Origin of the sequence: Pseudoalteromonas fuliginea (assembly GCF_000690055.1) — a bacterium.
In the GTDB taxonomy this organism is placed as follows: domain Bacteria; phylum Pseudomonadota; class Gammaproteobacteria; order Enterobacterales; family Alteromonadaceae; genus Pseudoalteromonas; species Pseudoalteromonas fuliginea.
This window is the reverse complement of sequence record NZ_JJNZ01000017.1, coordinates 38727-64209: the sequence shown is the minus strand read 5'-3', so window position 1 is coordinate 64209 and position 25483 is coordinate 38727. Positions and strand designations below refer to the sequence as shown.

20 protein-coding genes are annotated in these 25483 nt (G+C 39.4%); 10 read left to right on the top strand and 10 right to left on the bottom strand.

Annotation, left to right across the window (positions count from 1 at the left end):
• Positions 1–30 precede the first annotated feature (30 nt).
• The 3 genes from DC53_RS14915 to DC53_RS14925 form a co-directional block, all read right to left on the bottom strand.
• A complete protein-coding gene (locus DC53_RS14915; RefSeq protein WP_007377250.1) occupies positions 31–1911 on the bottom strand; it encodes a methyl-accepting chemotaxis protein in 1881 nt (626 codons plus the stop codon).
• A gap of 120 nt (positions 1912–2031) precedes the next feature.
• Positions 2032–3063, bottom strand: coding sequence for an MJ1255/VC2487 family glycosyltransferase (locus DC53_RS14920; RefSeq protein ID WP_007377251.1), 1032 nt, complete (start codon positions 3061–3063; stop codon positions 2032–2034).
• Positions 3060–3599: a phosphatase PAP2 family protein gene (locus DC53_RS14925; protein ID WP_007377252.1), complete on the bottom strand. Its 540-nt coding sequence runs from the start codon at positions 3597–3599 to the stop codon at positions 3060–3062. The genes DC53_RS14920 and DC53_RS14925 overlap by 4 nt, the downstream gene beginning before the upstream one ends.
• A 205-nt stretch (positions 3600–3804) precedes the next feature.
• Here DC53_RS14925 and rraA point away from each other — a divergent pair, with 205 nt between their 5' ends.
• Together rraA and DC53_RS14935 are read left to right on the top strand one after the other, a co-directional pair.
• Positions 3805–4302 carry a ribonuclease E activity regulator RraA gene (gene rraA / locus DC53_RS14930; RefSeq protein ID WP_007377253.1) on the top strand — a complete coding sequence of 166 codons (498 nt, stop codon included), beginning with the start codon at positions 3805–3807 and terminating at the stop codon, positions 4300–4302.
• Position 4303: 1 nt separating this feature from the next.
• On the top strand, positions 4304–5353 hold the full coding sequence (locus DC53_RS14935; RefSeq protein WP_033028830.1) for a formimidoylglutamase: 1050 nt from the start codon (positions 4304–4306) through the stop codon (positions 5351–5353).
• 41 nt (positions 5354–5394) lie between these two features.
• Here the strand turns inward: DC53_RS14935 and DC53_RS14940 are convergent, their stop codons facing one another.
• The gene (locus DC53_RS14940) at positions 5395–7077 is read right to left on the bottom strand and encodes an EAL domain-containing protein (RefSeq protein WP_204247260.1); all 1683 of its coding nucleotides are present in this window, start codon (positions 7075–7077) and stop codon (positions 5395–5397) included.
• Between the two features lie 119 nt (positions 7078–7196).
• Positions 7197–8444, bottom strand: a complete 1248-nt coding sequence (gene hutI, locus DC53_RS14945) for an imidazolonepropionase (RefSeq protein WP_007377256.1) — start codon at positions 8442–8444, stop codon at positions 7197–7199.
• A 119-nt stretch (positions 8445–8563) separates the two neighbouring features.
• Here hutI and hutC point away from each other — a divergent pair, with 119 nt between their 5' ends.
• The 3 genes from hutC to hutH all read left to right on the top strand — a co-directional run bounded on the left by hutC (position 8564) and on the right by hutH (position 12549).
• Complete coding sequence (gene hutC / locus DC53_RS14950; protein WP_007377257.1) at positions 8564–9271, top strand: histidine utilization transcriptional repressor HutC; 708 nt, start codon at positions 8564–8566, stop codon at positions 9269–9271.
• Between the two features lie 66 nt (positions 9272–9337).
• Complete coding sequence (gene hutU, locus DC53_RS14955) at positions 9338–11011, top strand: urocanate hydratase (protein ID WP_007377258.1); 1674 nt, start codon at positions 9338–9340, stop codon at positions 11009–11011.
• A gap of 2 nt (positions 11012–11013) precedes the next feature.
• Entirely contained in the window at positions 11014–12549 is a 1536-nt protein-coding gene (hutH, locus tag DC53_RS14960) for a histidine ammonia-lyase (protein ID WP_007377259.1), read from the top strand.
• Here hutH and DC53_RS14965 read toward each other — a convergent pair.
• Positions 12546–13316, bottom strand: coding sequence for a Rossmann-fold NAD(P)-binding domain-containing protein (locus DC53_RS14965; RefSeq protein WP_007377260.1), 771 nt, complete (start codon positions 13314–13316; stop codon positions 12546–12548). The genes hutH and DC53_RS14965 overlap by 4 nt on opposite strands.
• A gap of 566 nt (positions 13317–13882) precedes the next feature.
• Here DC53_RS14965 and secA point away from each other — a divergent pair.
• The 3 genes from secA to DC53_RS14980 all read left to right on the top strand — a co-directional run bounded on the left by secA (position 13883) and on the right by DC53_RS14980 (position 18181).
• On the top strand, positions 13883–16591 hold the full coding sequence (secA, locus tag DC53_RS14970) for a preprotein translocase subunit SecA (protein ID WP_033028829.1): 2709 nt from the start codon (positions 13883–13885) through the stop codon (positions 16589–16591).
• Between the two features lie 68 nt (positions 16592–16659).
• Positions 16660–17058, top strand: a complete 399-nt coding sequence (gene mutT / locus DC53_RS14975; RefSeq protein WP_007582062.1) for an 8-oxo-dGTP diphosphatase MutT — start codon at positions 16660–16662, stop codon at positions 17056–17058.
• Positions 17059–17080: 22 nt separating this feature from the next.
• Positions 17081–18181: a phosphotransferase enzyme family protein gene (locus tag DC53_RS14980; protein WP_033028828.1), complete on the top strand. Its 1101-nt coding sequence runs from the start codon at positions 17081–17083 to the stop codon at positions 18179–18181.
• A 36-nt stretch (positions 18182–18217) separates the two neighbouring features.
• On the opposite strand, the gene DC53_RS14985 is transcribed toward DC53_RS14980, so the two are convergent.
• The 3 genes from DC53_RS14985 to pmbA form a co-directional block, all read right to left on the bottom strand.
• The gene (locus DC53_RS14985) at positions 18218–20293 is read right to left on the bottom strand and encodes a M13 family metallopeptidase (RefSeq protein ID WP_033028827.1); all 2076 of its coding nucleotides are present in this window, start codon (positions 20291–20293) and stop codon (positions 18218–18220) included.
• Positions 20294–20709: 416 nt separating this feature from the next.
• On the bottom strand, positions 20710–21195 hold the full coding sequence (locus DC53_RS14990; RefSeq protein ID WP_007377265.1) for a DUF721 domain-containing protein: 486 nt from the start codon (positions 21193–21195) through the stop codon (positions 20710–20712).
• A 154-nt stretch (positions 21196–21349) separates the two neighbouring features.
• Positions 21350–22699, bottom strand: coding sequence for a metalloprotease PmbA (gene pmbA / locus DC53_RS14995; RefSeq protein ID WP_033028826.1), 1350 nt, complete (start codon positions 22697–22699; stop codon positions 21350–21352).
• A 144-nt stretch (positions 22700–22843) separates the two neighbouring features.
• On the opposite strand from pmbA, the gene yjgA reads away from it, so the two are divergent.
• Positions 22844–23377, top strand: a complete 534-nt coding sequence (yjgA, locus tag DC53_RS15000) for a ribosome biogenesis factor YjgA (protein ID WP_007582068.1) — start codon at positions 22844–22846, stop codon at positions 23375–23377.
• A gap of 123 nt (positions 23378–23500) precedes the next feature.
• Positions 23501–24874, top strand: coding sequence for an oxygen-independent coproporphyrinogen III oxidase (gene hemN / locus DC53_RS15005; protein ID WP_008137689.1), 1374 nt, complete (start codon positions 23501–23503; stop codon positions 24872–24874).
• Between the two features lie 93 nt (positions 24875–24967).
• On the opposite strand, the gene DC53_RS15010 is transcribed toward hemN, so the two are convergent.
• On the bottom strand, positions 24968–25483 hold the full coding sequence (locus tag DC53_RS15010) for a DUF2489 domain-containing protein (protein ID WP_033028825.1): 516 nt from the start codon (positions 25481–25483) through the stop codon (positions 24968–24970).

Sequence of the window (25483 nt, the reverse complement as noted above, 5' to 3'; positions counted from 1 at the left end):
ACTTTATTGGTTATTTTTTACAAGCTTTATTTATACCTTAAACTTATCAATCGCGCTAAATAACACACGAGCCTGCTCAGATACTTCTTCACTTGTTTGTGCATTGTTCGCGGCATGCCCTGATGCATCTTGAGCAATATCACGAATACGCACTACATTTTTATTAACCTCTGACGCCACTTGGCTTTGCTCGTCAATTGCGACGGCTATTTGAGTACTCATTTCCATTATAGTTTGTACATCTTCCGTAATTGCACCTAATAATTCTCCAGCCTTAATCGCTTGCGAGGCACTTTCATCGCCTTGTGAACGACACTGATGCATAATACTCACAACTTCTTGAGTGCGCTGTTGTAATGTATTAATAATCCCTTCAATCTCGCTAGTAGACTCTTGTGTACGTTGTGCAAGTGAGCGGACTTCATCTGCTACTACGGCAAAACCACGACCATACTCACCAGCTCGAGCAGCTTCAATTGCAGCATTAAGTGCGAGTAAATTTGTTTGCTCAGCAATACCACGGATCACATCAAGCACAGAACCAATTGTCTCCCCATCTTTTTCGAGCTGTGATACCACACTCGATGCATTCCCAAGGGATTCAGATAGGTCTCTAATATGCTTAACCGTTGAATCCACTTCATTACGCCCTTGCTGTGCACTTAAGTTGGTCGATTCCGCTTTTTTGGCTGCTGCTTCGGTATTATGAGAAATATCTTGAATAGTCGCCTGCATTTCAGTTGCCGCGGTTGCTACCATATCTGCTTCATGAAGTTGCTCTTGCATACCTGAACTTGTTGCTGCAGTGCTTTCTGATAAATGCTCAGTGGCTACATTAAGCGTATTTAAAGCCGTGTTGACTTCATTTATTAAGTTTCTAAAGTCACCAATGAGGCTATTAAAATCGATTGTCATGGTGGTAATTTCATCTTTACCTGTTTGCTCTATCATCACACTTAAATCATTATTACGACGAATGTCGTTAATGGTGTGATAAACACGCTCTATAGGTACAATGATTGAGTGACTGGTAAAGTAAACAAGCGCTAGAACAATCACACCTGCAATTACAAAAACCAAAATGGCTAAAAATTGTGCTTGCTCTACACTCTTTTCAACTTGTAGTTTTGTTTCTTTAACAATTTGAGTAACAATTACATCGCTTTTATTGACGCTTTCTCGCATAACACCTAACGCACCAGAATTAAGGTCTAAACCTAATGCTGTTTGCGCTTGTACAAGTGTTTCAAACTCATTTTGATACATATCAATCAAAGGGGTTATTTTTGCTTTGTAGCTGCTTAGCAGATCAGTCGATGCTATCTGTTGCTTAAACGTATTTATGCCTTCATTAAAACGCCCTAGGTATTTAATATCAAATCTCAGCATGAAATCTTTTTCTGAGCGCCTAAGTTGCAACATAGATGATAAAAGCTTGTAGTTTTGCTGCTCTTTCAGCAGTACTTCGACTTCATGCACAGCAGCTCTGAGCTTACCATATAAGCCATCTTTAGGATTCAGCCCAATCTCTTTTTGTAATTTAACAACAGTATTAAAATCATTGTTATAACTATTAATTAGTTGCTCAAAATGCTCAACCTGAGCAGCAGAAATACCTTGTTGGCTCATTGATTGCTTTAATTTTGTAATTTTACTACTTAACTGCTTAAAATCAGTTTCAAATTCAGTTAACGCTTCTTCGTGCTTATAAAATAGAAAATTTTTCTCATGTTTACGCAGTGCTAGTGCATGTACATTAAGCTCTTCTGCTAATTGAATAGTCTTATTTAAATTTAAGGTTGTACGTGATTCAAAAATGATCACACATAAAAGAATCACCATAGCTAAACCAACAACGACTGCGTTTAATTGCAAACGTCGTTTAATAGTTAAATTTTGTAAAAAAATCATCGCAAACGCCTTTATTAAATATGCTTTAATATTATAGCTTATTGAGTCAAAGCAACTAATTAAATTAATAAATTTTTATTTTATATAGTTATTTAGTGTTGTTAATTTTAGTTTTCATCATTATAAATTCACACTTCCCCATAAACCTTTATGTAATGAGTGTGTATTATTCCATTGTTTTTTAAGCAGCCAAAAAATTAAAGGAGCGGGATCACTGGGGTAATTAATCTGTTTATTTTGTGGCGCAGTATTCCAATCATCAAGCGCTTGAGGATTTAAATAACTCATTACATGTGCCATACCCATTGCAAGTAGCGTTTGTGCATTAGCGCCTTGCTCAAACTGTCCGTCTAAAGGTTTTAATAATAATTTTTTTCCTAATTTTAATGCTTCACTAGCAAGCTCAAACCCTGCGTTTCCTATTACGCCACTTGTATTTGCTAAATCATTTAAAAAGCCAGTGCGTGAAGGGGAACGCAAATGTATATGCCCAATAGATTGATTACAGGCGTGCGGGTGATAACAATAAAACTCTTTTTCGGGGAAGTCTTTTAAATAATCTATAATGCTGTCTAAATTTTCGAAAGGTAAATACACCAATACTTTATTCATAACCGCCACTGGATTGCCATGTTGATGATTAGCAATAAAAGGGGGAATAATATTATGCGCGAAAGGCTGCCAATGAACACCTAAATACGTATTGGCTGGTGCGTAGTATTTAATAAGTGACTTACGTAAAATCCCGCGACTAAACATAGGCACACTACTGGACAAAAATGCGGCCTGATGGCTAATTCCAACAACCGGAATTCCAGCTCTTTTTGCAGCCCATGCAGAAACTGGCTCAAAGTCATTGAGTACAAAATCATACTGTTTTACATCGAGCGACTTTATATCTGCAAGCAATTTACAAGGGCGCGCATTGCTAACTGTTCGATAGCTTTTTACTTGACCATTTTCTGTATCAAAAGATAACCCCCGAAAACTTTTATACTGCCCAAACTCTTGCATATCAAAGTAGTCTTTTTTAGCACGTCCCGAAAAAATATAATCAACATCAATTCCTAATTCCTTAAAACCACTAGCCATGACCCGAGCGCGAGTAATATGACCATTCCCAGTACCTTGAATACCATATAATATTTTCATTCAGGCACCACTAATGCTAAAGAAAATATCGCACATGAACTACCAACCACAGCACCTAGAATAATATCCGCGGGAAAATGAACCCCGAGTACAACTCGAGAAATTGCCACTCCCGAGGCCCAGCCAAATAGTAGCCAAGTATATTCAGGAAAAAAATGGCTTAAGATCATCGCGACTAAAAATGCAGCTGCACTGTGTCCTGAAGGTAAACTAAATTTATCACTAGGTACTATGTAAGCGTTTGTAACTAAACAATCGCACGGCCGAACCCGAGCAAAACGATTTTTAGCTAAAAAGTAGATAGGTCTTTCTATCGCAAATCCGAGTAGCAAAGTTACTGGTAATAACTGATATGGTTCATTGTTACTTAACCACCATACAGCCCCACATATGAGTAGATAAAGGCCACCATCACCACTTTTTGATAGTCCAAATGCGATTACTTTCAGCCATGAAGGCGATTTACAATTAAACAGAGTTAAAAATAATTGCTCATCTATTTGAGCTACTTTTTTAAGCATATTATTACCATCCATCACTTACTCCTAGCTGCATAATATATGAACACTGTTTTAGCTTAGGTGTTGTAAATAACAATTGCGTGACGCTTTTAAGACACTATTGTTGCTTTTATTGATTCCCTTCTTATTTTGCCTAAATTTACTGCGATTAAGTCGTTGTTATTGCTTATGAGGAGGGTATACTGAGGTATAAATTAATGTACCTTTTGAGGATAAAATAATGGATTACAGCACTTCTGATTTATGCGACCACTTTGCTGATGTGGTTGACGTGCTAGAACCAATGTTCATCAACTTTGGTGGTCGCCACAGTTTTGGTGGTCGCATTAAAACGGTTAAATGTTTTGAAAATAATGAACTGATCCGCGAATTACTTTCTCAAGATGGTACTGGCTTAGTGCTTCTTATTGATGGCGGTGGTTCAACTCGTCGTGCGCTTATCGACATCGAAATAGCCGAACTTGCACTCGAAAACAACTGGAATGGCATTGTTGTATACGGCGCAGTACGTCATGTCGATGAGCTTGAAGAACTTGATTTAGGTATTCAAGCAATTGCCTCAATACCGGTTGCTGCCGACAGCGAAGGTGCTGGCGAAGACGCAATAGGTGTTAACTTTGCTGGTGTATCATTTTTTGATGACGACTTTATTTATGCTGACAGTACTGGCATTGTTTTATCTGCTGAAGAACTAGAATTGGAAATCGTAGAAGCATAACGTGACCAATCATTTAAAGGTATATGATGAAAGCGCGGTTAAAGCGATTTGCTCTATCCGCGCAAACGAAAAAAAAGCTTGGCAAGCAATGGCCTTGCTCGATACTCAAGTTAATGTGCAACAAGCACTTATTGATGCCGGACAGTTTGGTATTCGCTATGTATTACTCGGTATTTGCGAAGATATTGGCCCCAAAGCAAACCTAGGAAATGGCGGTGCAGACGAAGCGTGGCCGGCTTTTTTAAAGCGTTTTTTAAACCAACCTCATAATCAATTTATTGCTACACAAAAAGTACTTTTATTAGGTGAAGTCAATGTTGATGATCTAATGGCAAAAAGTAAGCAGCTTGATAATCAACAGCCTAAACAGTTAAATCAATTACGAAATTTATGTCAGCAACTCGATGAACGAGTAGAAAATGTATTATCCCTTGTATTTAAAGCAGGTCTTGAGCCAATTATTATTGGCGGGGGGCATAATAACTGCTTAGGTATTATTCGTGCTTTAAGTAAATATAAAAATACACCGGTTAATGCCATAAATTTTGATCCTCATGCCGACTTTAGAGACTGTGAAGGCCGTCACAGTGGCAACGGTTTCCGGTATGCGTACAACGAACAACTCTTAAATAATTATCACGTGATTGGTTTACACGAACTGAAAAACAATCAAGCTATTCTTGAAGCTATGGCTAACGCTAATTTTAAATTTAATAGCTACCAATCGATAAAAGTGAGACGGGATATTACACTCACTCAAGCCGTTAATAATGCACTAAATAGCTTTGATAACTTACCACTTGGAGTTGAAGTAGATTTAGACAGCATTTCTTACATGCCAGTAAGTGCCTATACGTGCAGTGGGTTTAACGTGGACGACAGTGAGCACTTTGTGCATTTAGCCGCTAAAAACCGTCAGTCTCAGTATTTACATTTATGTGAAGCTGCACCAAATCAGCATCCAAATAACGTTGAGAATGGCATACAACACTGTGGGCAAGTAATTAGCGCGCTAGTGAATACCTATTTACAAGCTAAAGAAGGCCTTTAGTAAACGCCTTACTTTTATTGAAATAAAATTAATACTGCTATTTACCGTGAAGTAGGAGGAATATATTCCCCTTGTGTTAACTGCCACTGCTTTAGCCAGCTCATTAAACCAATACTACTCAATGGATGACCAAAGTAATAACCTTGTGCAGCATAAGCATTTAAACTTTTAACAAATCTCAGTTGCTCAAACGTTTCTACGCCCTCAAAAATAACTTTAGTCTTTTGCTGGTTATGCATTTCAACCATGCCACTAATTAAACTGCGTATATTATTTTGATTGCTAAAATCAGCAGTTAACGACGGTGCAACTTTAATATACTCAACAGCTAAATTGGGTAATTTAGACAGTAGTACTGGATTATCACCGAGCCCATCAACACAGACTTTTAATCCAATGTTATTGAGCCTAGCAATCATCGCCCTACCTTTATTATCTAAATTGGTAAAAATGTGTAACGGGCATTCAACAATTAAATCCCCAACCTCTAGTTGATGCTCACTTGTGATGCGGTCAACAAACTCAACAAACTCTTCGTTAAGCATTTCAGGACCAAATACATTAATACTAAGCGGTATTGCTATCCCTTCTATACGCAATGCCATTGCGAGTTCTGCCGCACGCTCTATCACAAAAGTAGCTAATGGATAAGCCAATCCTGCAATTCTAATATCATCAATAAATCTATTTGCAGATAAAATACCTTGCTTTGGATGCTGCCAACGTAACAACAGTTCTAAAAATTCTATTTTTCCATCATCATTACGAATAATTGGTTGAAAATAGAGCTCTAGTTCACTTGAAAAGTCGATATTAGCTAACTCTTTTAAGCGTGCTTGTTGCTCAAGTTGCTCTACCATCATTTGCTGATGATACGGGACCACCTTTCGTTGAGGGTGACTATCAAGCGCTAAATATGCGTAGGAGATTAAATCATCAAAATTATTTTCTTGTGCCCCGCAATCCACATAACTTGCTCGTGCGTTAACCTCTACGGTACAGTTTGCAACGTTGAAAGGTTTTAATGTTGCACCAAGAATGTGCTCTATAACGTGCTCATGAAGATGATTTTGAGTCGCCAAACTACAAATAAAGGCAAAGTTAAGTCCACCTAAATGCGCCAGTTTTTCTTGTGACCCTAAATCAACAATCTCATCGTTTTCTAATAGTTTTTTTATTCTATTTGCTGATTGAGTCAGTAATAAGTCACCGAAATCTCGCCCTATTTGCTGGTTAACTTGTTCAAAGCCCTCTAGGCGAATAATGACTAGTGCTGCCTTTATGGGTGTATCATCACACCAGGCATAATAGCCTTCTCGTAACTTTTTTCTGTCTGCAAAGCTAGAAAGAGGTGAATTTTCAATAAATATTTCTTGCGCTTTATCTTCGACAATCACTTCCTCAGCCAATTCATCTTCACTGATAAAACCGACAACAGCTAAGAATAAAATAGCGATAACAATCCAAAATAAAGGGATTGCTAATAATAAATGTGCAGAAAAAAGTACAACAAATAACAAACTAGCAAACGAGCTGATGATGATCAGAGTCCAATTACTACGCTCAAACGTCTGCCACAAATGAAAACAAAACCCAAAGGCAAGTAAAATAGCTAACCAAGCATTACCCAGACTTAAAATTGCTAAACCAACAGCAGCAATGCATAGGTAGCTAAACTTCATACCGCTATTTTTTATAGTAAATAAGGACGCGATCATCGCCATTAACAAGGCACCACTAAAAAATATCGGGAAGTTACTGTCGGTTAAAAAACTCAAATTAGCACCACTTGTACTCGCTAAAAAATTCAATAAAAGCATGTTTATTATGGACGAAATTAATACTAACTAAGTTTACCCAAAATCCATAAGTTTAACAGTCTATTTACGCCAAATTGGTAACTTAATTGTGACGGATGATTTATTTGCCAATGCGCAATGTCAGCTCTTGCGCCAACCTTTAAAACACCACGCTCATCTAACCCTAGAGCCTTAGCTGCATTTCGAGTAACACCAGCTAATGCTTGCTCAGGTGTTAATCTAAATAATGTGCACGCCATGTTCATCATTAAGTGCACTGAACATAGGGGAGATGTACCTGGGTTAAAATCACTCGCAATAGCTATCGGTACTTTATATTGATTAAGTAATTCAATAGGTGGGAATTTAGTTTCTCTTAAAAAATAAAATGCGCCTGGCAATAACACCGCTACCGTCCCAGCGTCTGCCATAGCTTTTACACCCTCTTCACCTAGATGCTCTATATGATCCGCCGAAAGGCCTTTGAACTGCGCCACCAGCTCAGCACCATGTTGATTAGATAACTGTTCAGCATGGCATTTTACTGGGAGGTTATGCTTTTTAGCTGCCTGGAAAACACGCTTGGTTTGCGAATAACTAAAGCCTACATTTTCACAAAATACATCGACTGCATCAGCAAGATTATTAGCCACTACCTGATCAAGCATGTCAGTACATACCAAATCAATATATTCATCAGCACGGCCTTTGTATTCAGGCGGTAGAGCATGCGCCCCTAAAAAAGTAGTTTTAATATCAATAGGGTGATGTTCACCTAATAAACGAGCGACTTCTAATATTTTTATCTCGTTTTCAGTATCTAGTCCATAGCCTGATTTTATTTCAACGGTTGTTACACCTTCTTTTAACAACGTATTTAAGCGATCTTTTGCATCAACAAATAGCTGTTCACGATCGGCTGCTCTTGTGGCTTTAACCGTACTTGCTATGCCACCGCCTTGTGCTGCGATTTGCTCATAACTTACACCCTGCAAGCGCTGTTCAAACTCTTGCGATCTTGAACCTGCAAATACTAAGTGCGTATGACAGTCTATTAGGCTTGGCGTTAACCATTGTCCTTTTACACTCAATGTCGGCGTTGCAAACACATCAAAACTAGGCAATATTGATTGCTCTCCAATCCACGCAATTTTACCATTTTTAATGGCTATAGCAGCATTTTCAATTGCGCCATAAGGGGCATTTATATTGCTATCCATAGTGGCAATATTGGCATCAGTTAAAAGTAAGTCGATTTCTTCTAACTCATAATTTTGTGTTGTGCTTTGCATATTGCAGCCCTTTTTACATCGTGAATAATGAAAATATAGTCTAACAATCCATCTTGTATATACAAGATAATTGTGTCATCTTATTTATATAGTTTATTTTTAATGTAACCATAAATTTAATGACGACACCTAAATTTGCGCAAATAAAACAATTCATTGTCGATAAAATTCGCAGCGGTACGTGGCAAGAAAACCAACGTGTTCCCTCTGAAAACGAACTAAGTAGTCAATTTAGTGTAAGCAGGATGACAGCCCGCAGAGCACTAAGCGAATTAACCGAGGCTGGTATTTTAACCCGCAGCCAAGGGTTAGGTACATTTGTAGCTACATTTAAATCGCAGTCATCGTTACTTGAAATAAAAAATATTGCTGATGAAGTAAAAGAGCGTAACGGCAACTACACCTGTAGCGTACTCATACTCGAATCAATAAATGCAGTCGCACCTATTGCCATTGCACTTGGTGTTGAGGTTGACAGTGTTGTATATCGAAGTGTACTTGTGCATAACGAAAACGACAGCCCTTTGCAGCTAGAAGAGCGTTTTGTAAATCCTGCCCTTGCGACTGGCTACTTACAACAAGACTTTAGCATGCTTACACCTCATGAATATCTATCTAGTGTTGCCCCACTTACCCAAGCAAGGCATACCGTAGAGGCTATTATGCCAAACAGCGAAATGTGCCAATGGTTAAACTTATATAACGAAGAGCCATGCTTACAAGTTATTCGACGCACATGGTCTATTAACGGCATTGTAAGCTTTGCGCGCCTTGTATCACCAGGCAGTAAATATCGCTTAGGTGGTCACTTAACATTTAAAAAATAACAAACAATAGCGCTTACTGCGCTTTTTTTATAACAAATCACCTTGTATATACAACAGGAGAAAAACATGAACAACCGACTCGACACAAGTCGCGTAATACGTGCACCTCATGGCGATAAAATAAGTGCTAAAAGCTGGCAAACTGAAGCAGCTAAGCGCATGCTAATGAATAATTTAGACCCTGAAGTAGCAGAACATCCTCATGCACTTGTTGTATATGGTGGTATTGGCCGAGCGGCTCGTGATTGGCCAAGTTATGACAAAATTATAGAAACCCTCGATAGACTCGAAAGCGACGAAACCCTGCTTGTACAATCAGGAAAACCCGTTGGTGTATTTAAAACCCACTGTAATGCCCCTCGCGTGCTTATTGCTAACTCAAATCTTGTTCCACACTGGGCAAATTGGGAGCACTTTAATGAGCTCGATAAAAAAGGCTTGATGATGTACGGGCAAATGACGGCGGGTTCTTGGATTTATATTGGCTCGCAAGGCATAGTACAAGGAACTTACGAGACCTTTGTAGCTATGGCAAAGCAACACTTTGCAGGTAGCGCTAGTGGTAAGTGGGTATTAACAGGTGGTCTTGGTGGTATGGGCGGTGCGCAACCACTTGCAGCTACAATGGCTGGCTTTAGTGCACTGGTTGTTGAATGTGATGAAAGCCGTATCGATTTTCGTATAAAAACAGGCTACGTTGATGTAAAAGCAACAAGTCTTGAACACGCACTGCAATTAATAACCGATGCATGTGTTAAAGGTAAAGCCCTCTCAGTGGGTTTACTAGGTAACGCTGCCGATATTTTTAGTACACTGGTTAAAACAGGCATTACCCCTGATGTAGTCACAGATCAAACATCTGCTCACGACCCATTGAATGGTTACTTACCACAAAACTGGACAATGGAGCACGCTGCAAAAATGCGTGAGCAAGATCCAAAAGCCGTAGTAAAAGCTGCTAAACAATCAATGGCAGTCCAAGTTAAAGCTATGCTGGCACTACAAAAAGCCGGTGCCGCCACTACTGATTACGGTAATAATATTCGTCAAATGGCGTTTGATGAGGGTGTTACCAACGCATTTGATTTTCCTGGATTTGTACCTGCCTATATTCGCCCTTTATTTTGTGAAGGTATTGGACCATTTAGATGGGTAGCATTATCGGGCGACCCTGAAGATATATATAAAACCGACGCTAAAGTAAAAGAGCTTATTCCTAATGATGCACATTTGCATAACTGGCTTGATATGGCGCGGGAACGCATACAATTTCAAGGGCTACCTGCACGTATTTGCTGGGTTGGACTTAAAGATAGAGCGCGCCTTGCACTGGCCTTTAATGAAATGGTTAAAAATGGCGAACTTAAAGCCCCTATCGTTATTGGTCGCGATCACCTCGATTCTGGTTCAGTTGCCAGCCCTAACCGCGAAACAGAGAGCATGAAAGATGGCTCAGATGCAGTATCAGATTGGCCATTACTCAACGCACTACTTAATACCGCAAGTGGCGCTACTTGGGTGTCACTTCATCATGGTGGCGGTGTAGGCATGGGATTTAGTCAGCACGCTGGTGTAGTTATTGTTGCCGATGGTACTGATGAAGCTAAAGAGCGTATTGCTCGCGTACTGTGGAATGACCCTGCAACGGGTGTAATGCGCCATGCTGATGCTGGATACGACATAGCAAAAAACTGCGCTAAAGAGCAAAATTTAGACCTACCTATGTTAAACGAGGAATGATCATGTTCGAACTTACTCTCACACCCGGATCACTTGATTTAAACACACTAAGAAAAATTAATAATTCACCGGTAAAGTTAAGCCTTGCAAAGCATGCCGAGTCGCAAATAGCAGCCAGCGCGCAAACCGTTCAAAACGTTATTAATGAACACCGCACTGTATATGGAATTAACACCGGCTTTGGATTATTAGCCAATACTAAAATTGCCGATGACGAACTTGAATTATTACAGCGCTCCATTGTACTTTCACACGCTGCGGGCATTGGCGAATACATGGATGACAGCACAGTAAGGTTAATGATCACCTTAAAAGTAAATTCGCTTTCGCGCGGCTATTCGGGCATTCGTCTGCAAGTAATCAAATTTTTTATGCAGCTGCTTAGTAGCGAAGTATATCCATGCGTGCCTAAAAAAGGCTCCGTGGGGGCATCGGGAGATTTAGCTCCTCTTGCGCATATGTGCCTACCTCTATTAGCTGAAGGTCAAATGCGACATAAAGGAGAAATAATTAGCGCAGCACAAGGGTTAAAAATAGCGGGACTTGAACCCCTAACACTTGCAGCCAAAGAAGGCTTAGCATTATTAAATGGTACACAAGCGTCGACTGCGTTTGCACTTCAGGGGCTATTTAGAAGCGAGAACTTATATGCACAAAGCTGCGTTATCGGCTCAATAAGCATAGAAGCTGCAATGGGCAGTCGCGCGCCATTTGATGCACGTATTCATGATATTCGTGGTCAGCGCGGACAAATAGACACCGCTCAAGTATTTAGAGACCTACTCGATACGCACTCTCAAATTAGTGATTCCCACGTCAATTGTGAAAAAGTACAAGATCCATACTGCCTTCGCTGCCAACCTCAAGTGCTAGGTGCTTGCCTAACTCAGATACGCCAAGCTGCAGAAGTGTTGCTATGCGAGTCGAACGGTGTAACCGACAATCCGCTAGTTTTTGCCGATGTAGGCGACATAATATCGGGAGGTAACTTTCATGCAGAGCCCGTTGCAATGGCCGCCGATAACTTAGCTATCGCAATTGCCGAAATTGGCGCATTAGCAGAAAGGCGAATTGCATTACTTATCGATTCAAACCTATCCAAATTACCGCCATTTTTAGTTGAAAACGGCGGTGTAAATTCAGGATTTATGATTGCCCAAGTTACCGCAGCAGCGCTTGCGTCAGAAAACAAATCATTAGCGCATCCGGCTTCGGTCGATAGCTTGCCTACATCTGCAAATCAAGAAGATCATGTTTCTATGGCAACCTTTGCAGCAAGGCGCTTAGATGAAATGGCCAATAATACCCAAGGTGTTTTGGCAATAGAATGGTTAGCATCGGTTCAAGGGCTAGAATTTAGAAAGCCGCTTGAACCATCAAATAAAGTGCAAAGCGCTAAAGCGTTGTTACGCGAACATGTGAGTTATTATGATAAAGACCGCTACTTTGCTCCCGATATCGAAGCTGCTAATACATTACTAAGTGAAGGTAAGCTATGCGACTTCATAGAGAGCAGTCCCCTGCCTTCAGCATATTAAATACCGTGCTGATAGCTAAACCCTAAGGCTTCAATGGCTGAGCCTAATACTTTGCGCTCAGCCGAATCAGTTCCTGTAAACGTTGGCATTTCACCACCATGTTGCTGACACTTCATCGCGTAATATTCAGCTTTTGTGGGGTGCGCAGGATTAACCACATTATAAATATTTTGCCCTACTTGCCAGTGCTCTATCACCGCAAAAATAGCATTAATTACATCTTGTTGATGCACCATATTTACTACTTGCTCACTTGATGTATTGAGCTCTTTGCCTGCCACAAAACGCCCCGGCTCTCTATTAGGCCCTAGTAAGCCAGCTAAACGAAGTACTTTGCCATCTTGTTCAAGCACTTGCTCTTCAGCTTCATAGAGCTTTATTTGGCGCTCGTTTGTGCATGAAATATCGCTACTTTCGCTATACACACCAGGCTCTTGATCGTATACCCCGGTTGATGAGCACAATAAAAAGCCCTTTGCGTTTAACTCCTTTGAAAGCTTAAGCGCTGCGGTGAGTGTTTCAGGATAATTACTTTTACTGTGCCTGCTACGTGGTGGAATAGCACATACCCAATAAGCATCTTGTAAATCAATTTGATGTGTTAGTTGCCCATCTTCAAGTGCAAACTGACGTTCAAAATCAAACTCGTGTATATCTGTTCTATGCGTTCCTTGTACTTGCCAATCAGCTTTTTGCGCACTTACGCATAAAGCATGTCCTAACCAACCTGCACCTAATACTACCAATTTATTGCTTTTATTTTTCATTTTCACCTAAACCTTTATTTTATAAGGAAAACAAGTGTAAAAACCTAACTTTAATTCAAATTAAAACTAGATATAATTATAACCACTCTACTAAATCAAAAGCGTATGTGCACTGATGTAAAAAATTATTTTACAAAAACCAATCAATCATTTTTGAAGTATTGTTGTTGGTTAATCAAATAGATTAGGTGCAAAAATAGCGCGTTTAGAATTCATATCCATGCGTTAAATTTAAGCATGAATGCCTCCCTTGTTTTTAATTTATTTAGCACCATATCTTTACAGTTCGCTACTATTTTTACTGTAATTGGGTAATACAAAGTTATTTTTACGAACCAGATCAAATTTTTCGATTTTATATACAGATCTTTTTATTGAGATAGTTTGTTGTTTGGCAGAGTCTGGTATAGTAGCGCACGTAATAAACAGTGCTTTTTAGCGGTTTAATACAAAATTGCTAATTAATATGTTCTAAGTGTTACTTAAAAGCATATATTAATTACCAATTATTAAAAATGGGTTAGCCGATACTCGGCTGACAAAGAATACATTGTAACGGTTTTATCATGATATCTAATTTATTTACCAAGCTTTTTGGTAGTCGCAATGACCGCACTATTAAAAACTTTAGAAAGACGGTCGCGCTAATTAATGCGCTAGAAACGCAACTTGAAGCGCTTTCTGATGAAGATTTAAAAGCTAAAACAGCCGAGTTTAGAGAACGTTACGATAACGGGCAAAGTCTAGACGATATTTTACCTGAAGCCTTTGGCGTGGTGCGTGAAGCGTCAAAACGCGTTAATGGCATGCGCCACTTTGACGTACAGCTATTAGGCGGCATGGTTTTACATGAAGGCCGCATCGCAGAGATGCGTACTGGTGAAGGTAAAACACTTACAGCGACTTTACCTGCTTATTTAAATGGTTTAACCGGTAAAGGCGTTCACGTAATTACCGTGAATGACTATCTTGCTAAGCGTGATGCCGAAACAAACCGTGCGTTGTTTGAATTTTTAGGCCTTACTGTAGGCTGTAACGTACCTGGTATGATGCCACAGCAGAAAAAGTTAGCGTACACTGCTGATATTACTTACGGTACAAATAACGAATTTGGTTTTGACTATCTTCGTGACAACATGGCTTTTAGCATTGATGAACGAGTTCAACGTCCATTATTCTATGCTGTAGTCGATGAAGTGGATTCAATCTTAATTGATGAAGCACGTACCCCCCTTATTATTTCAGGCCCAGCTGAGGATAGCTCTGAGCTATACACTGAAATAAACACCATCGTGCCTTTACTTGAACTTCAAGAAAAAGAAGACGAAGAAGGTATTGAAGGCGACGGCGATTACACGATTGATGAAAAGTCTAAGCAAGTTCATTTAACAGAACGCGGTCAAATTAAAGTAGAAGAGCTACTTACTGAGCGCGGCTTAATTGAAGAAGGCGATTCGCTTTATTCAGCAGCAAGCATTACGCTACTAAGCCATGTTTATGCCGCCCTTCGTGCTCATAAGCTATACCAAAAAGATGTTGATTACGTTGTAAAAGAAAACGAAGTAATCATTATCGATGAGCATACGGGTCGTTCAATGGAAGGTCGACGTTGGTCAGAAGGTTTACACCAAGCTGTTGAAGCTAAAGAAGGTGTGAAAATTCAAAATGAAAACCAAACGCTTGCCTCTATTACGTTCCAAAACTACTTCCGTTTATACGAAACATTAGCAGGTATGACAGGTACTGCCGATACTGAAGCATTTGAATTTCAGTCAATCTACGGCCTAGACACTGTTGTTATGCCAACTAATAAGCCGATGGTTCGTGACGATCGCGCCGATTTAGTTTACCTAACGCAAGAAGAAAAATACGAAGCTATTTTAATTGATATTAAAGATTGCCAAGAGCGCGGACAACCTGTGCTAGTTGGTACTATTTCAATTGAAAGCTCTGAGTATCTATCGCAGTTTTTACGCAAAGAAAAAATTAAGCACAACGTACTTAATGCTAAATTTCATGCGCAAGAAGCTGACATCGTTTCAGATGCTGGCCTACCAGGGACAGTAACAATTGCAACAAACATGGCCGGTCGTGGTACCGATATCGTGTTAGGTGGTAACTGGAACAGTGAAGTTGAAAAACTTGAAAACCCAACTGATGAGCAAATTGCTGAAATTAAAGCAGCGTGGAAAATTCGCCATGATGCAGTAATTGATGCCGGCGGTTTACATATCATAGGTACTGAACGTCACGAATCTCGTCGTATAGACAACCAATTACGTGGTCGTTCTGGTCGTCAAGGTGATGCTGGTTCAAGCCGTTTTTACTTATCGATGGACGATGCGCTAATGCGTATATTTGCCGGTGAGCGCATGACTAACATGATGCGTAAACTCGGTATGCAACGCGGTGAAGCAATTGAACATCCATGGGTAAACCGTGCGATTGAAAATGCACAGCGTAAAGTAGAGGCACGTAACTTCGACGTTCGTAAGCAACTACTTGAGTACGATGATGTAGCAAACGACCAACGTCGTGTTGTTTACTCTCAGCGTAACGAACTACTTGAAGAAGGTGATATTTCAGAAACTATTACTGCAATTCGTGGTGACGTACTTAGCAATACAATTGATCAGTACATTGCACCACAAAGCCTTGCTGAAATGTGGGATATTCCTGGCCTTGAAGAGCGTTTAAAACAAGACTTCTTAATTGAGTTACCTATTACTCAGTGGTTAGCAGATGACAATAAACTATACGAAGAAAAACTTCGTGAGCGTATTGAGCAGGCGGTTGAGCAGTCATACAAGCAAAAAGAAGAGCAAGTTGGCGATTCTGTTTTACGTCAATTCGAAAAAGCGATTATGCTACAGAGCCTTGATCAGCATTGGAAAGATCATCTTGCTGCAATGGATCATTTACGCCAAGGTATTCATTTACGTGGTTACGCGCAAAAGAATCCTAAGCAAGAGTACAAGCGTGAATCGTTTGAGCTGTTCTCTGAAATGCTTGAAAACTTGAAAGTAGATGTTGTAAGCATTCTAAGTAAAGTACAAGTACGCGCAGAAGAAGATGTTGAAAAAGTAGAAGAGCAACACCGTAAAAGTGAAAGTGCTCCTCGCGAATACCAACATGAAGAAGCTGAGCACGTAGGTGGTGAAGCGCCAGAAACAGCGACAGTAATGGCTCGTACAGAACCAAAAGTAGGTCGTAATGACCCTTGTCCTTGTAAATCAGGTCAAAAATTCAAACAGTGTTGCGGTAAATTAAAATAACCCAATATTGTCAGTAGCTTATTAAAAAGCGGCGCTAGCGTCGCTTTTTTTTATGGAGTTTTAAAGTAATGACTATAGAAATTGTACATGTAGCTGTTGGTGTTATTAAGAAAAATAACGCTATATTCATTTGTAAACGTGCAGATGAACAACATCAAGGCGGTTTATGGGAATTTCCTGGTGGTAAAGTTGAAGCTGGAGAAAGTGTGTTTGTTGCACTTAAACGCGAGCTTATTGAAGAAGTTGGACTAACCATTCACAGCTCTAGCCAATTGATGGTGATTGAACATGACTACGGCGATAAATGCGTTAAATTAGATGTGCACGTAGTAAGTAACTTTAGCGGTGAGGCACATGGCGCTGAAGGGCAACCTAGCGAATGGGTAGCAATTAGTGAATTAGAAAATTATGATTTCCCTGAAGCGAATGCTGAAATTATCGAAAAAATAGTTGCCCGATACGCATAAAAAAAGGGCATAGGTGAGCACAATGAATATCTCAATACAAAATAAGCTAAGCGAACTGTTAACGCTGCCCCCTGAGCTAACTCAAGTTAGTGCGATTGGTAGCGGTCATATAAATAGTACATGGCTACTTACAAGTATTGATAAACAATTTATTGTGCAAAAACTTAATACCGAGGTATTTAAAAACCCTGCTCAGTTAGTAAGTAATGCAAAACTGATTGAGCAGCATTTAAATGCTAAACAACTGCAAAATAATTACCCTCTTGAAATAATCAAACATATAACTACACAAAACGACGAACACTTAATAAAAATTGATAATGCGTATTATCGCGTCCTTAACTATATTAGCGATAGCTACAGCGAAGACGTTGTTAAAAATACCCAGCAGAGCGAGCAAGCGGCTTACGCCTTTGGCGTATTCGCTCATGCATTACAAGATTTTAATGCACAACAACTACACACTGTAATTCCTGATTTTCATAACTTAGCGATGCGCTTTGAGCAATTAAATACCGCAATCACAAATAACTCTGTAAATAGAGTAAAGCACTGCGCTGACGAAATAGAATATTGCTTAACGCAGCAGCATTTAATTACTGAGCTTAGTCAGGTAGCTAAGCAAATACCGCTTAGAGTGTGTCATAACGATACAAAAATAAATAATATGCTGTTTTGTAATACAACTCACAATGCAAAAGCAGTTATTGATTTAGACACCTGCATGGCAGGATTTTGGCTTTATGACTTTGGTGACATGGTACGTACATTTTGCTCCCCCGAAGCCGAGGATTCAACAAACTTACACAACGTTGTTATTCGAAAAGATATATTTTCAGCCATTGTTAAAGGCTATGTAACGCCATTAAAAAGCAGCATGAGTATACTAGAGCAAGAAAGCTTATTATTAGGCGCTAAAATAATGCCGCTTATGTTGAGTGTGCGTTTTTTAACTGATTACTTAAATAACGATGTGTACTTTAAAGTATCTCATGCAGAGCATAATTTAGAGCGAGCACAAAACCAACTCGCGCTTTATAAAAACATACTGAGTAACGAAGAATGGATGCACGCGTGCTTAGTCGATGAACAAATTCAAGATACAAAAAAACCAGTAAGCTAAAAACTTACTGGTTTTTTGTTATTTATAGCAATGCAATTACCAGATTTTTACGCGATCTTCTGGTTTGATATACATTTTATCACCTTCTTTTACGTCAAACGCTTCGTAAAACTCAGGCATGTTCGACAAGATACCGATTACACGGTAGTGGCTTGGTGAATGAGGGTCTGTTAATAAACGATTACGTAACTCTTCATCGCGGTAGTTACGACGCCAGATTTGTGACCAACCCATAAAGAAGCGTTGATCGCCTGTGTAACCATCTATCACGGGTGCTTTTTTATCACCTAAAGAGAGCATATACGCTTTATGCGCAACGGTTAACCCACCTAAGTCACCAATGTTTTCGCCAAGCGTTAGCTCGCCATTAACACTTGCATCTTCAAATGGTTTATATTCGTTATACTGTGCAACTAAAGCCGCTGTACGCTCTTCAAATTGCTTAAGGTCAGTCTCACTCCACCAGTTACGTAAGTTACCGTCACCGTCGTATTTAGCACCTTGGTCGTCAAAACCATGACCAAGCTCATGCCCAATTACCGCGCCAATTGCGCCGTAGTTTACAGCATCATCCGCTTCTAAATTAAAGAATGGCGGTTGTAAAATAGCTGCTGGAAATACAATTTCGTTGTTTACTGGATTGTAATACGCATTGACTGTTTGCGGAGTCATGTGCCATTCAGAGCGATCAACTGGTTTACCCAATTTAGCAATCATATCTGCGTATGCCCATTCGCTATAACGGATGTAATTGCCTACTAGCTCGTCTGAGTTAATCTCTAGCTCAGAGTAATCTTTCCACGTGTCTGGGTAACCAATCTTAGGCGTAAATTTGTCTAATTTTTCTTTCGCTGCAAGCTTTGTTTCAGGGCTCATCCACTCAAGATTTTCGATAGCAACGCCATAACCTTTAATTACGTTATCAACTAACTCTTCCATGCGTGCTTTAGCTTCTGGCGGGAAGTTATCTTTAACGTATACCTTACCTAAAATTTCACCAAGTACACTGTTAGATGCATCAACCGCTTGCTTCCAAAGAGGTGCTTGTTCTTTTACGCCACGAAGTGTTGTACTGTAAAAGTCAAAGTTAAGGTTAACTAAATCTTCGCTAAGTAGCTCTGCATAACCACTTACAAAATGAAATTTTAAGTAGTTTTTCCACGTTGCTAAATCAGTGTCTTTGTAAATAGTAGCAAGTGCTTCTAAATAGCTTGGTTGACGTACAATAATATCACTTGTACTCACGCCCGCATCTTTAAAGAATGCAGCTAAATCAAGGTCACCCATCAACTTGCTTGCAACTGCTACTGTCATCTTGTTATAAGATTTAGTTGCATCACGGCTTTGCACACGGCTCCACTGAGCATCAGCTAGTGTTTTTTCAAATGCAAGTACGCTCTTAGCAGCTTCTGCTGCATTTTTAACGCCTGATTTTGCTAAAACATCAGTGATGTATTGCTCGTAAGAAGCGCGAATTTTAGTGAATTTTTCGTCATCTTTTAAGTAATAGTCACGATCTGGTAAACCAAGACCCGACTGAGATAAATACAATGCATACTCGCTTGAGTTTTTAGCATCGTTATTTACAAACCAACCAAACGGTAAAGTACCGCCTTGTTTTTGAATTTTAGCCATTAAACCCACTAAATCAGCTTTAGATTTAACGCTATCAATTGTATCTAATGAAGGTTGTAATGGCGTAATACCTAGCTCATTACGCGCATTTTTATTCATATAGCTTTTATAAAATGCACCAATTTTGTACTCATCACTGCCTTTTTTAGCGGCTTTGTTTGCGGCTGCACTTTCAAGGGCTATTTTCATCGCTTTTTGCGACTCATCATATAATTGCGAAAAAGAACCGTAGTTAGATTTATCACCTGGTATTTCAGTTTTAGCTAACCACTGACCATTTACATGGTAGTAAAAATCGTCTTGTGCGCGTACTGAACTATCCATATTAGCTAATTCAATACCAAGCTCTAGTGGTTTTTCAGCGGGTGCTGTTACTACTGGAGTGTCGGTTACTTTAGTTTCTTGTTGTTTTTCACCACAACCTACCAAGCCAAGCGCAAGTGCGATACTTGCAGCAGCCATTGTTACTTTATTCATAATGATTCCGTTTGTTAGTTAGAATTAAATCATACCAATCTGCTTATGTATGGGGTCTATTTAACGTTAAGAAAATTACGCTATAACTAGGCAAAAGTTTTTGTATCTAGTTGTTCTAAATAAAAAATTTTTAACGACGTTATAGTGCAATTTAATTCGTTAAATTGATCAAAGGTTTATGCAGGTTGGTATCACATACCAACTCCATTAAATTCTTGAATATAGCAGGAGTAAAAATAGCACTGCCTGTACGCTTTTACTTAATGGAATGGGTATCAAGGGAGCTTTAAATAATAAAGCACACCACGCAGTATCATAAACCTCATTAGGCCAACAATAAAATGGAATATGTAACAAAGTATTTTGAATGCGGTGAGCTGCAAAATTAGCCCCACCAATAACAAGATGGTGGGTAGTTAAGGCTTGCTTTTATTTTTTCCGTGAAGCGCTAAACGCTCTAGTTTTTCTTTTAAAGAAGGGGGTGCAGAAGATGCTATCGCGTTTAAGTAATCCGCTGTTTGCTCACTCATTTTACGTGAGTTGGTAACTGCAGGACTGCCCGACTTATTCGCTGTACTTAATCTTTGAGTTGCTTGAGGATTTGCAGTTATTTTTATTTGCCCGAGTTCTGCCATTCCGGCAGCTCTAAAATGTGAAAGCATATCCATTTTTAAATAATTAAGCCTAAGCGCGATAGGTGCAGATACCGCCTCTATCATTAGCGTGCCGTCTCGGTAATTACTGACTCGGCATTTATCACCCAATTTAGGACCTAAAAAATCTTTAAGTAGTGTTTGCTGTGTATCAAGTGCTTGGCTTTTGCCTGCATAAGCCGATAAACGATTATTTAACCCCGCCATAATATCGGTTAGCGGTTTTGGTGCATATCTATCTTTAGCCATTTTACACCTCGTAAAACTTACACATTACATTGATACCAATTTTATTAAAAACATAAGCATTCTAGCCGATTAAATAACTCACTAATTTAATGCAATTGGTATACTTAAACCCAAAGAAAACACCCTGAGTTTAAGTATACACCTCGTATTAATACTACGCGCCGGCTATTTGCATTTGCTCTATTAGTACTGAGCCTGTTTGAATACCACCACGGCGTTCTATATCACCACCAATGGCGGAAATACCTTTAAACATGTCTTTTAAATTACCAGCAATGGTAATTTCGCTTACCGGATATTGAATTTCACCATTTTCAACCCAAAAACCAGCAGCACCACGAGAGTAGTCACCCGTTACGGTATTTACGCCCTGCCCCATTAGCTCTGTAACTAATAAGCCAGTGTCCATGGTTTTTAATAGTGCAGTTAAATCGTTATGAGTTTGCTCAACAAGCCAGTTATGTATACCGCCAGCATGTCCTGTTGGCATCATGTTCATTTTACGCGCGGCATAACTTGCTAGTAAATACGTTTGTAACTCGCCGCCTTGAATAATTTCTCTATCGAATGTTTTAACACCTTCGCTATCAAACGGTGACGATGCCAACCCTTTTAAAATATGTGGGCGCTCAGCAATATTCACACAATTACTAAATACCTGAGTGCCTAAGCTATCAAGTAAAAAACTTGATTTACGATAAAGTGCGCCACCACCAATTGCCGACACCAAGTGACCAAACAATGAATTTGCAATATCGGCTCTAAAAATAACAGGCACTTTCATTGTGCCTAACTTTTGGCTGTTTAATTTAGCCAAAGTTTCAGCTGCCGCTTCAAGACCCACTGCCGCCGCATCATTTAAACCAGCCTGATCGCGTGCAACCGTATAAGCAGAGTCGCGCTGCATATGCTCGCCATCTTGACCTATTACCATAGTACTAATACTGTGACGAGTACGTGGAAAGCCTGCAATTAAACCGTGGCTGTTACCATAAACACGTAATCCCTGATGCGATGAAAAACTCGCACCATCAGAGTTAACAATGCGCTCGTCTGCATTTAATGCAGCTTGCTCAGCAGCATGACAAAGCTCAATACCTTCCTCAGGACTTACATCCCAAGGATGGTATAAATCTAAATCTTTAGGATTAAATTCAAGTAACTCTTTATCAGCAACGCCGTTGAATGGATCATCCGATGTAAATTTGGCTATATCAATCGCTTTTTCGACTACCGTGCGCAATGTTTTTGGATTTAAATCAGCCGTCGACGCCGAACCTTTATTGTTACCAACATATACACTAATGCCTAAGCCGCCATCTTGGTTAAACTCAATGGTTTCTACTTCACCCATTCGTGTGCTAACCGATAAACCAGACGTGCTAGACATAGCAGCTTCTGCAGCTGTAGCACCTAATTTTTTAGCATGTTCGAGTACTTCTGATACCGCATCTTTAACTTGCGATATTTGAGAATAAATTGGATCGTTTTGTTGGCTTTTCATAAATTAAGTCCTGAGCCTTAGAGGCATAATGCACGCATTTCTTATATTTAAATGCTAACACACTCAATGCATCACATCAGCTAATATTCCTAAGTATCATATTCATGTATAATGGTAAAAGTTATTTTTATTTAAGAGCACCCCATGGCAAAGAAAAAAGGCAAGCCTGCTGAAATTGAAGAAGAAATTGAATATGTATCAAGAACGGAGCTTAAACGCGAAGCGCAAGAGTTTCATCAGTTAGGTACTGAAATTGCCAAAATGGGTAAAAAACAGCGCGAACGCCTGCCATTAAATGACGATTTAAAAGCAGCAATGGTTGTTGCTGATAAAATAAGTAACAAAAGCGACGCGTACCGCCGCCACTTAAACTACATAGCTAAAACACTGCGTACTGTTGAAAACATTGACGCGATTAGAGCGATTATCGATGTAATGCTTAATAAAAATAACCAAGCTGAAGTATTGGTCAAAAAAATTGAGCAACTACGTTCAGACCTAATTGAACAAGGTGATGACCTTATCAATGAGACTATTGAGCAGTTCCCGTCTCTTGATCGTCAGCAAATGCGTCAATTGGTTCGTAATGCGGCAAAAGAAGCGAAAGCTGAAAAGCCGGGTAAAGGTTATAAAGAGTTATTTCAATATCTCAAAGATGCCCATACTGTTACGTATTAATTAGACCGCATTAATTGATATTTTATTAAAAAAGGTGCTTCGGCGCCTTTTTTGTTATAGATCAAACCGCCTCACTGCGTACTTTTTTATAATCCCCCCTAAATAAATACTTAGGTGCGCGTGATGATTAAACTTCCACAATGGGATGAAACCCTAATAAACAAATATAATGTGTCTGGTCCGCGTTATACCTCTTATCCCACGGCTTTATCACTGCGTGACGGGTACCAGCAACAAGACCTACTAAGCGCTATAGAATCATCAACAAGTCGCTCTCTTTCTTTATATATTCACATCCCGTTTTGTAGTCAGCTGTGCTACTACTGTGGTTGTAATAAAATAATTACCCGCCATCAATCTAAGGCAGATACGTATCTCGACTTTTTAGCAAAAGAAATTACTGCCCAAGCGCCTTTATTTAAAAGCTACACGGTTGAGCAATTACATTTGGGGGGTGGTACTCCCACCTTTTTAACCGCAAAACAAATGACCCGTTTAATTAAGCTTTTAGAGCAACACTTTAATTTTACAAGCACAACAGAGCGCGGCATTGAAATAGACCCACGCTCACTTGCCGATAATATGCTTGTTGATTTAAGAATACTTGGCTTTAACCGCGTCTCGTTTGGTATACAAGACTTTAACGATGACGTACAACTTGCTGTTAATCGCCCGCAAAATGCAAATATCGTTAAGCAATTAATTACACAAGCTCGCGAGCTGGGGTTTCAATCTATTAATGCAGATATGATTTACGGGCTTCCTCTGCAAACACCAGAGAGCTTTAGGCAAACTATAGAGCAACTTATTGAGCTAAGCCCTGATAGAGTATCAGTGTTTAACTATGCGCATTTACCAGAGCGCTTTGCCGCACAGCGTAAGATTAAAGATACCGATTTACCCAGTGCACATAACAAGCTCACCATGTTTAAAAATACCTTGGAGCAAATGACGCAGGCAGGCTATCAATTTATTGGTATGGACCATTTTGCAAAAACTGATAATGAACTAGCTGTTGCGCAAAATGAAGGCAAGTTACATCGTAACTTTCAAGGTTATACAACCCATGGAAATTGTGATTTATTAGGTTTAGGCGTGTCATCAATTTCGCAAATTGGCACTGCCATTTTACAAAATCAAAAAGAATTAAAACATTATTACCACAGCATCGAAACACAAAGCGGCAGTGCTCTTAATAAAGGAATGCACTTAACACATGATGATGTAATTCGTGCTGATGCAATTAAACAGCTCATTTGCCAATTTGAATTAAATATACAAGACTTTAGTGAAAAACACGCGCTTATATTTAATGACTACTTTGAGAGTGCATTAGTAGCGCTTGCGCCACTTATAAAAGATGAACTAGTCACTATAATTGATAATAAGATTAGCGTAACACCACGCGGAAACTTATTCATTCGTATTATTTGTATGTGCTTCGATGCTCACTTACAAAAACAAATAAATGCGACGCGTTTTTCACGAGTGATTTAACTGATACTAATTTAATGCAATTAGTATGAAAATTTTTACGCATAAAAAAAGCAGACCAAGGTCTGCTTTTTTTGAGTACTCGAAAAACTAAAGCTAGTTAAAAACTACTTTATCGCTGCCAGGAGCGGCTTTAAATTCAATGATAATTTTAGCGCAATCGGCTTTAACTTCATCTTTAAGTGTTTCTTCTGCGTGCCAGCGAGCCTTATCTAACTTAAAAATCTCTTTTTTAGAGTATTTTTTACGTGCATCGTGCGTCGGCATCTCTTTAACTACCTGGTACATTTGATGAATGCCAGGATACAGCGCCGTTAAATCACGCTCGCTCTCAAAGCCATATTGAGACATAAGTACCCAAATACGTAAACAGCCTTCAGAAAACTCACACTGCTCTTCATTCATTGCACGCGCAATTAAATGAATACTATCGGCTAGTTTTGCATTTCGCTCTAAGCGAGACTTTTCAAGCTTTTGCTTTTTCTCAGTCTGCGCCTTCGCAATTAACTTTTTTTGCGCATTTAACTTATACAATAACTGACCTGCATAAAATGCCAAGCCAGCTATAATAGCAGCGCCTAAAAGTAAGGCTAAAATTACCGCGGTACTCAT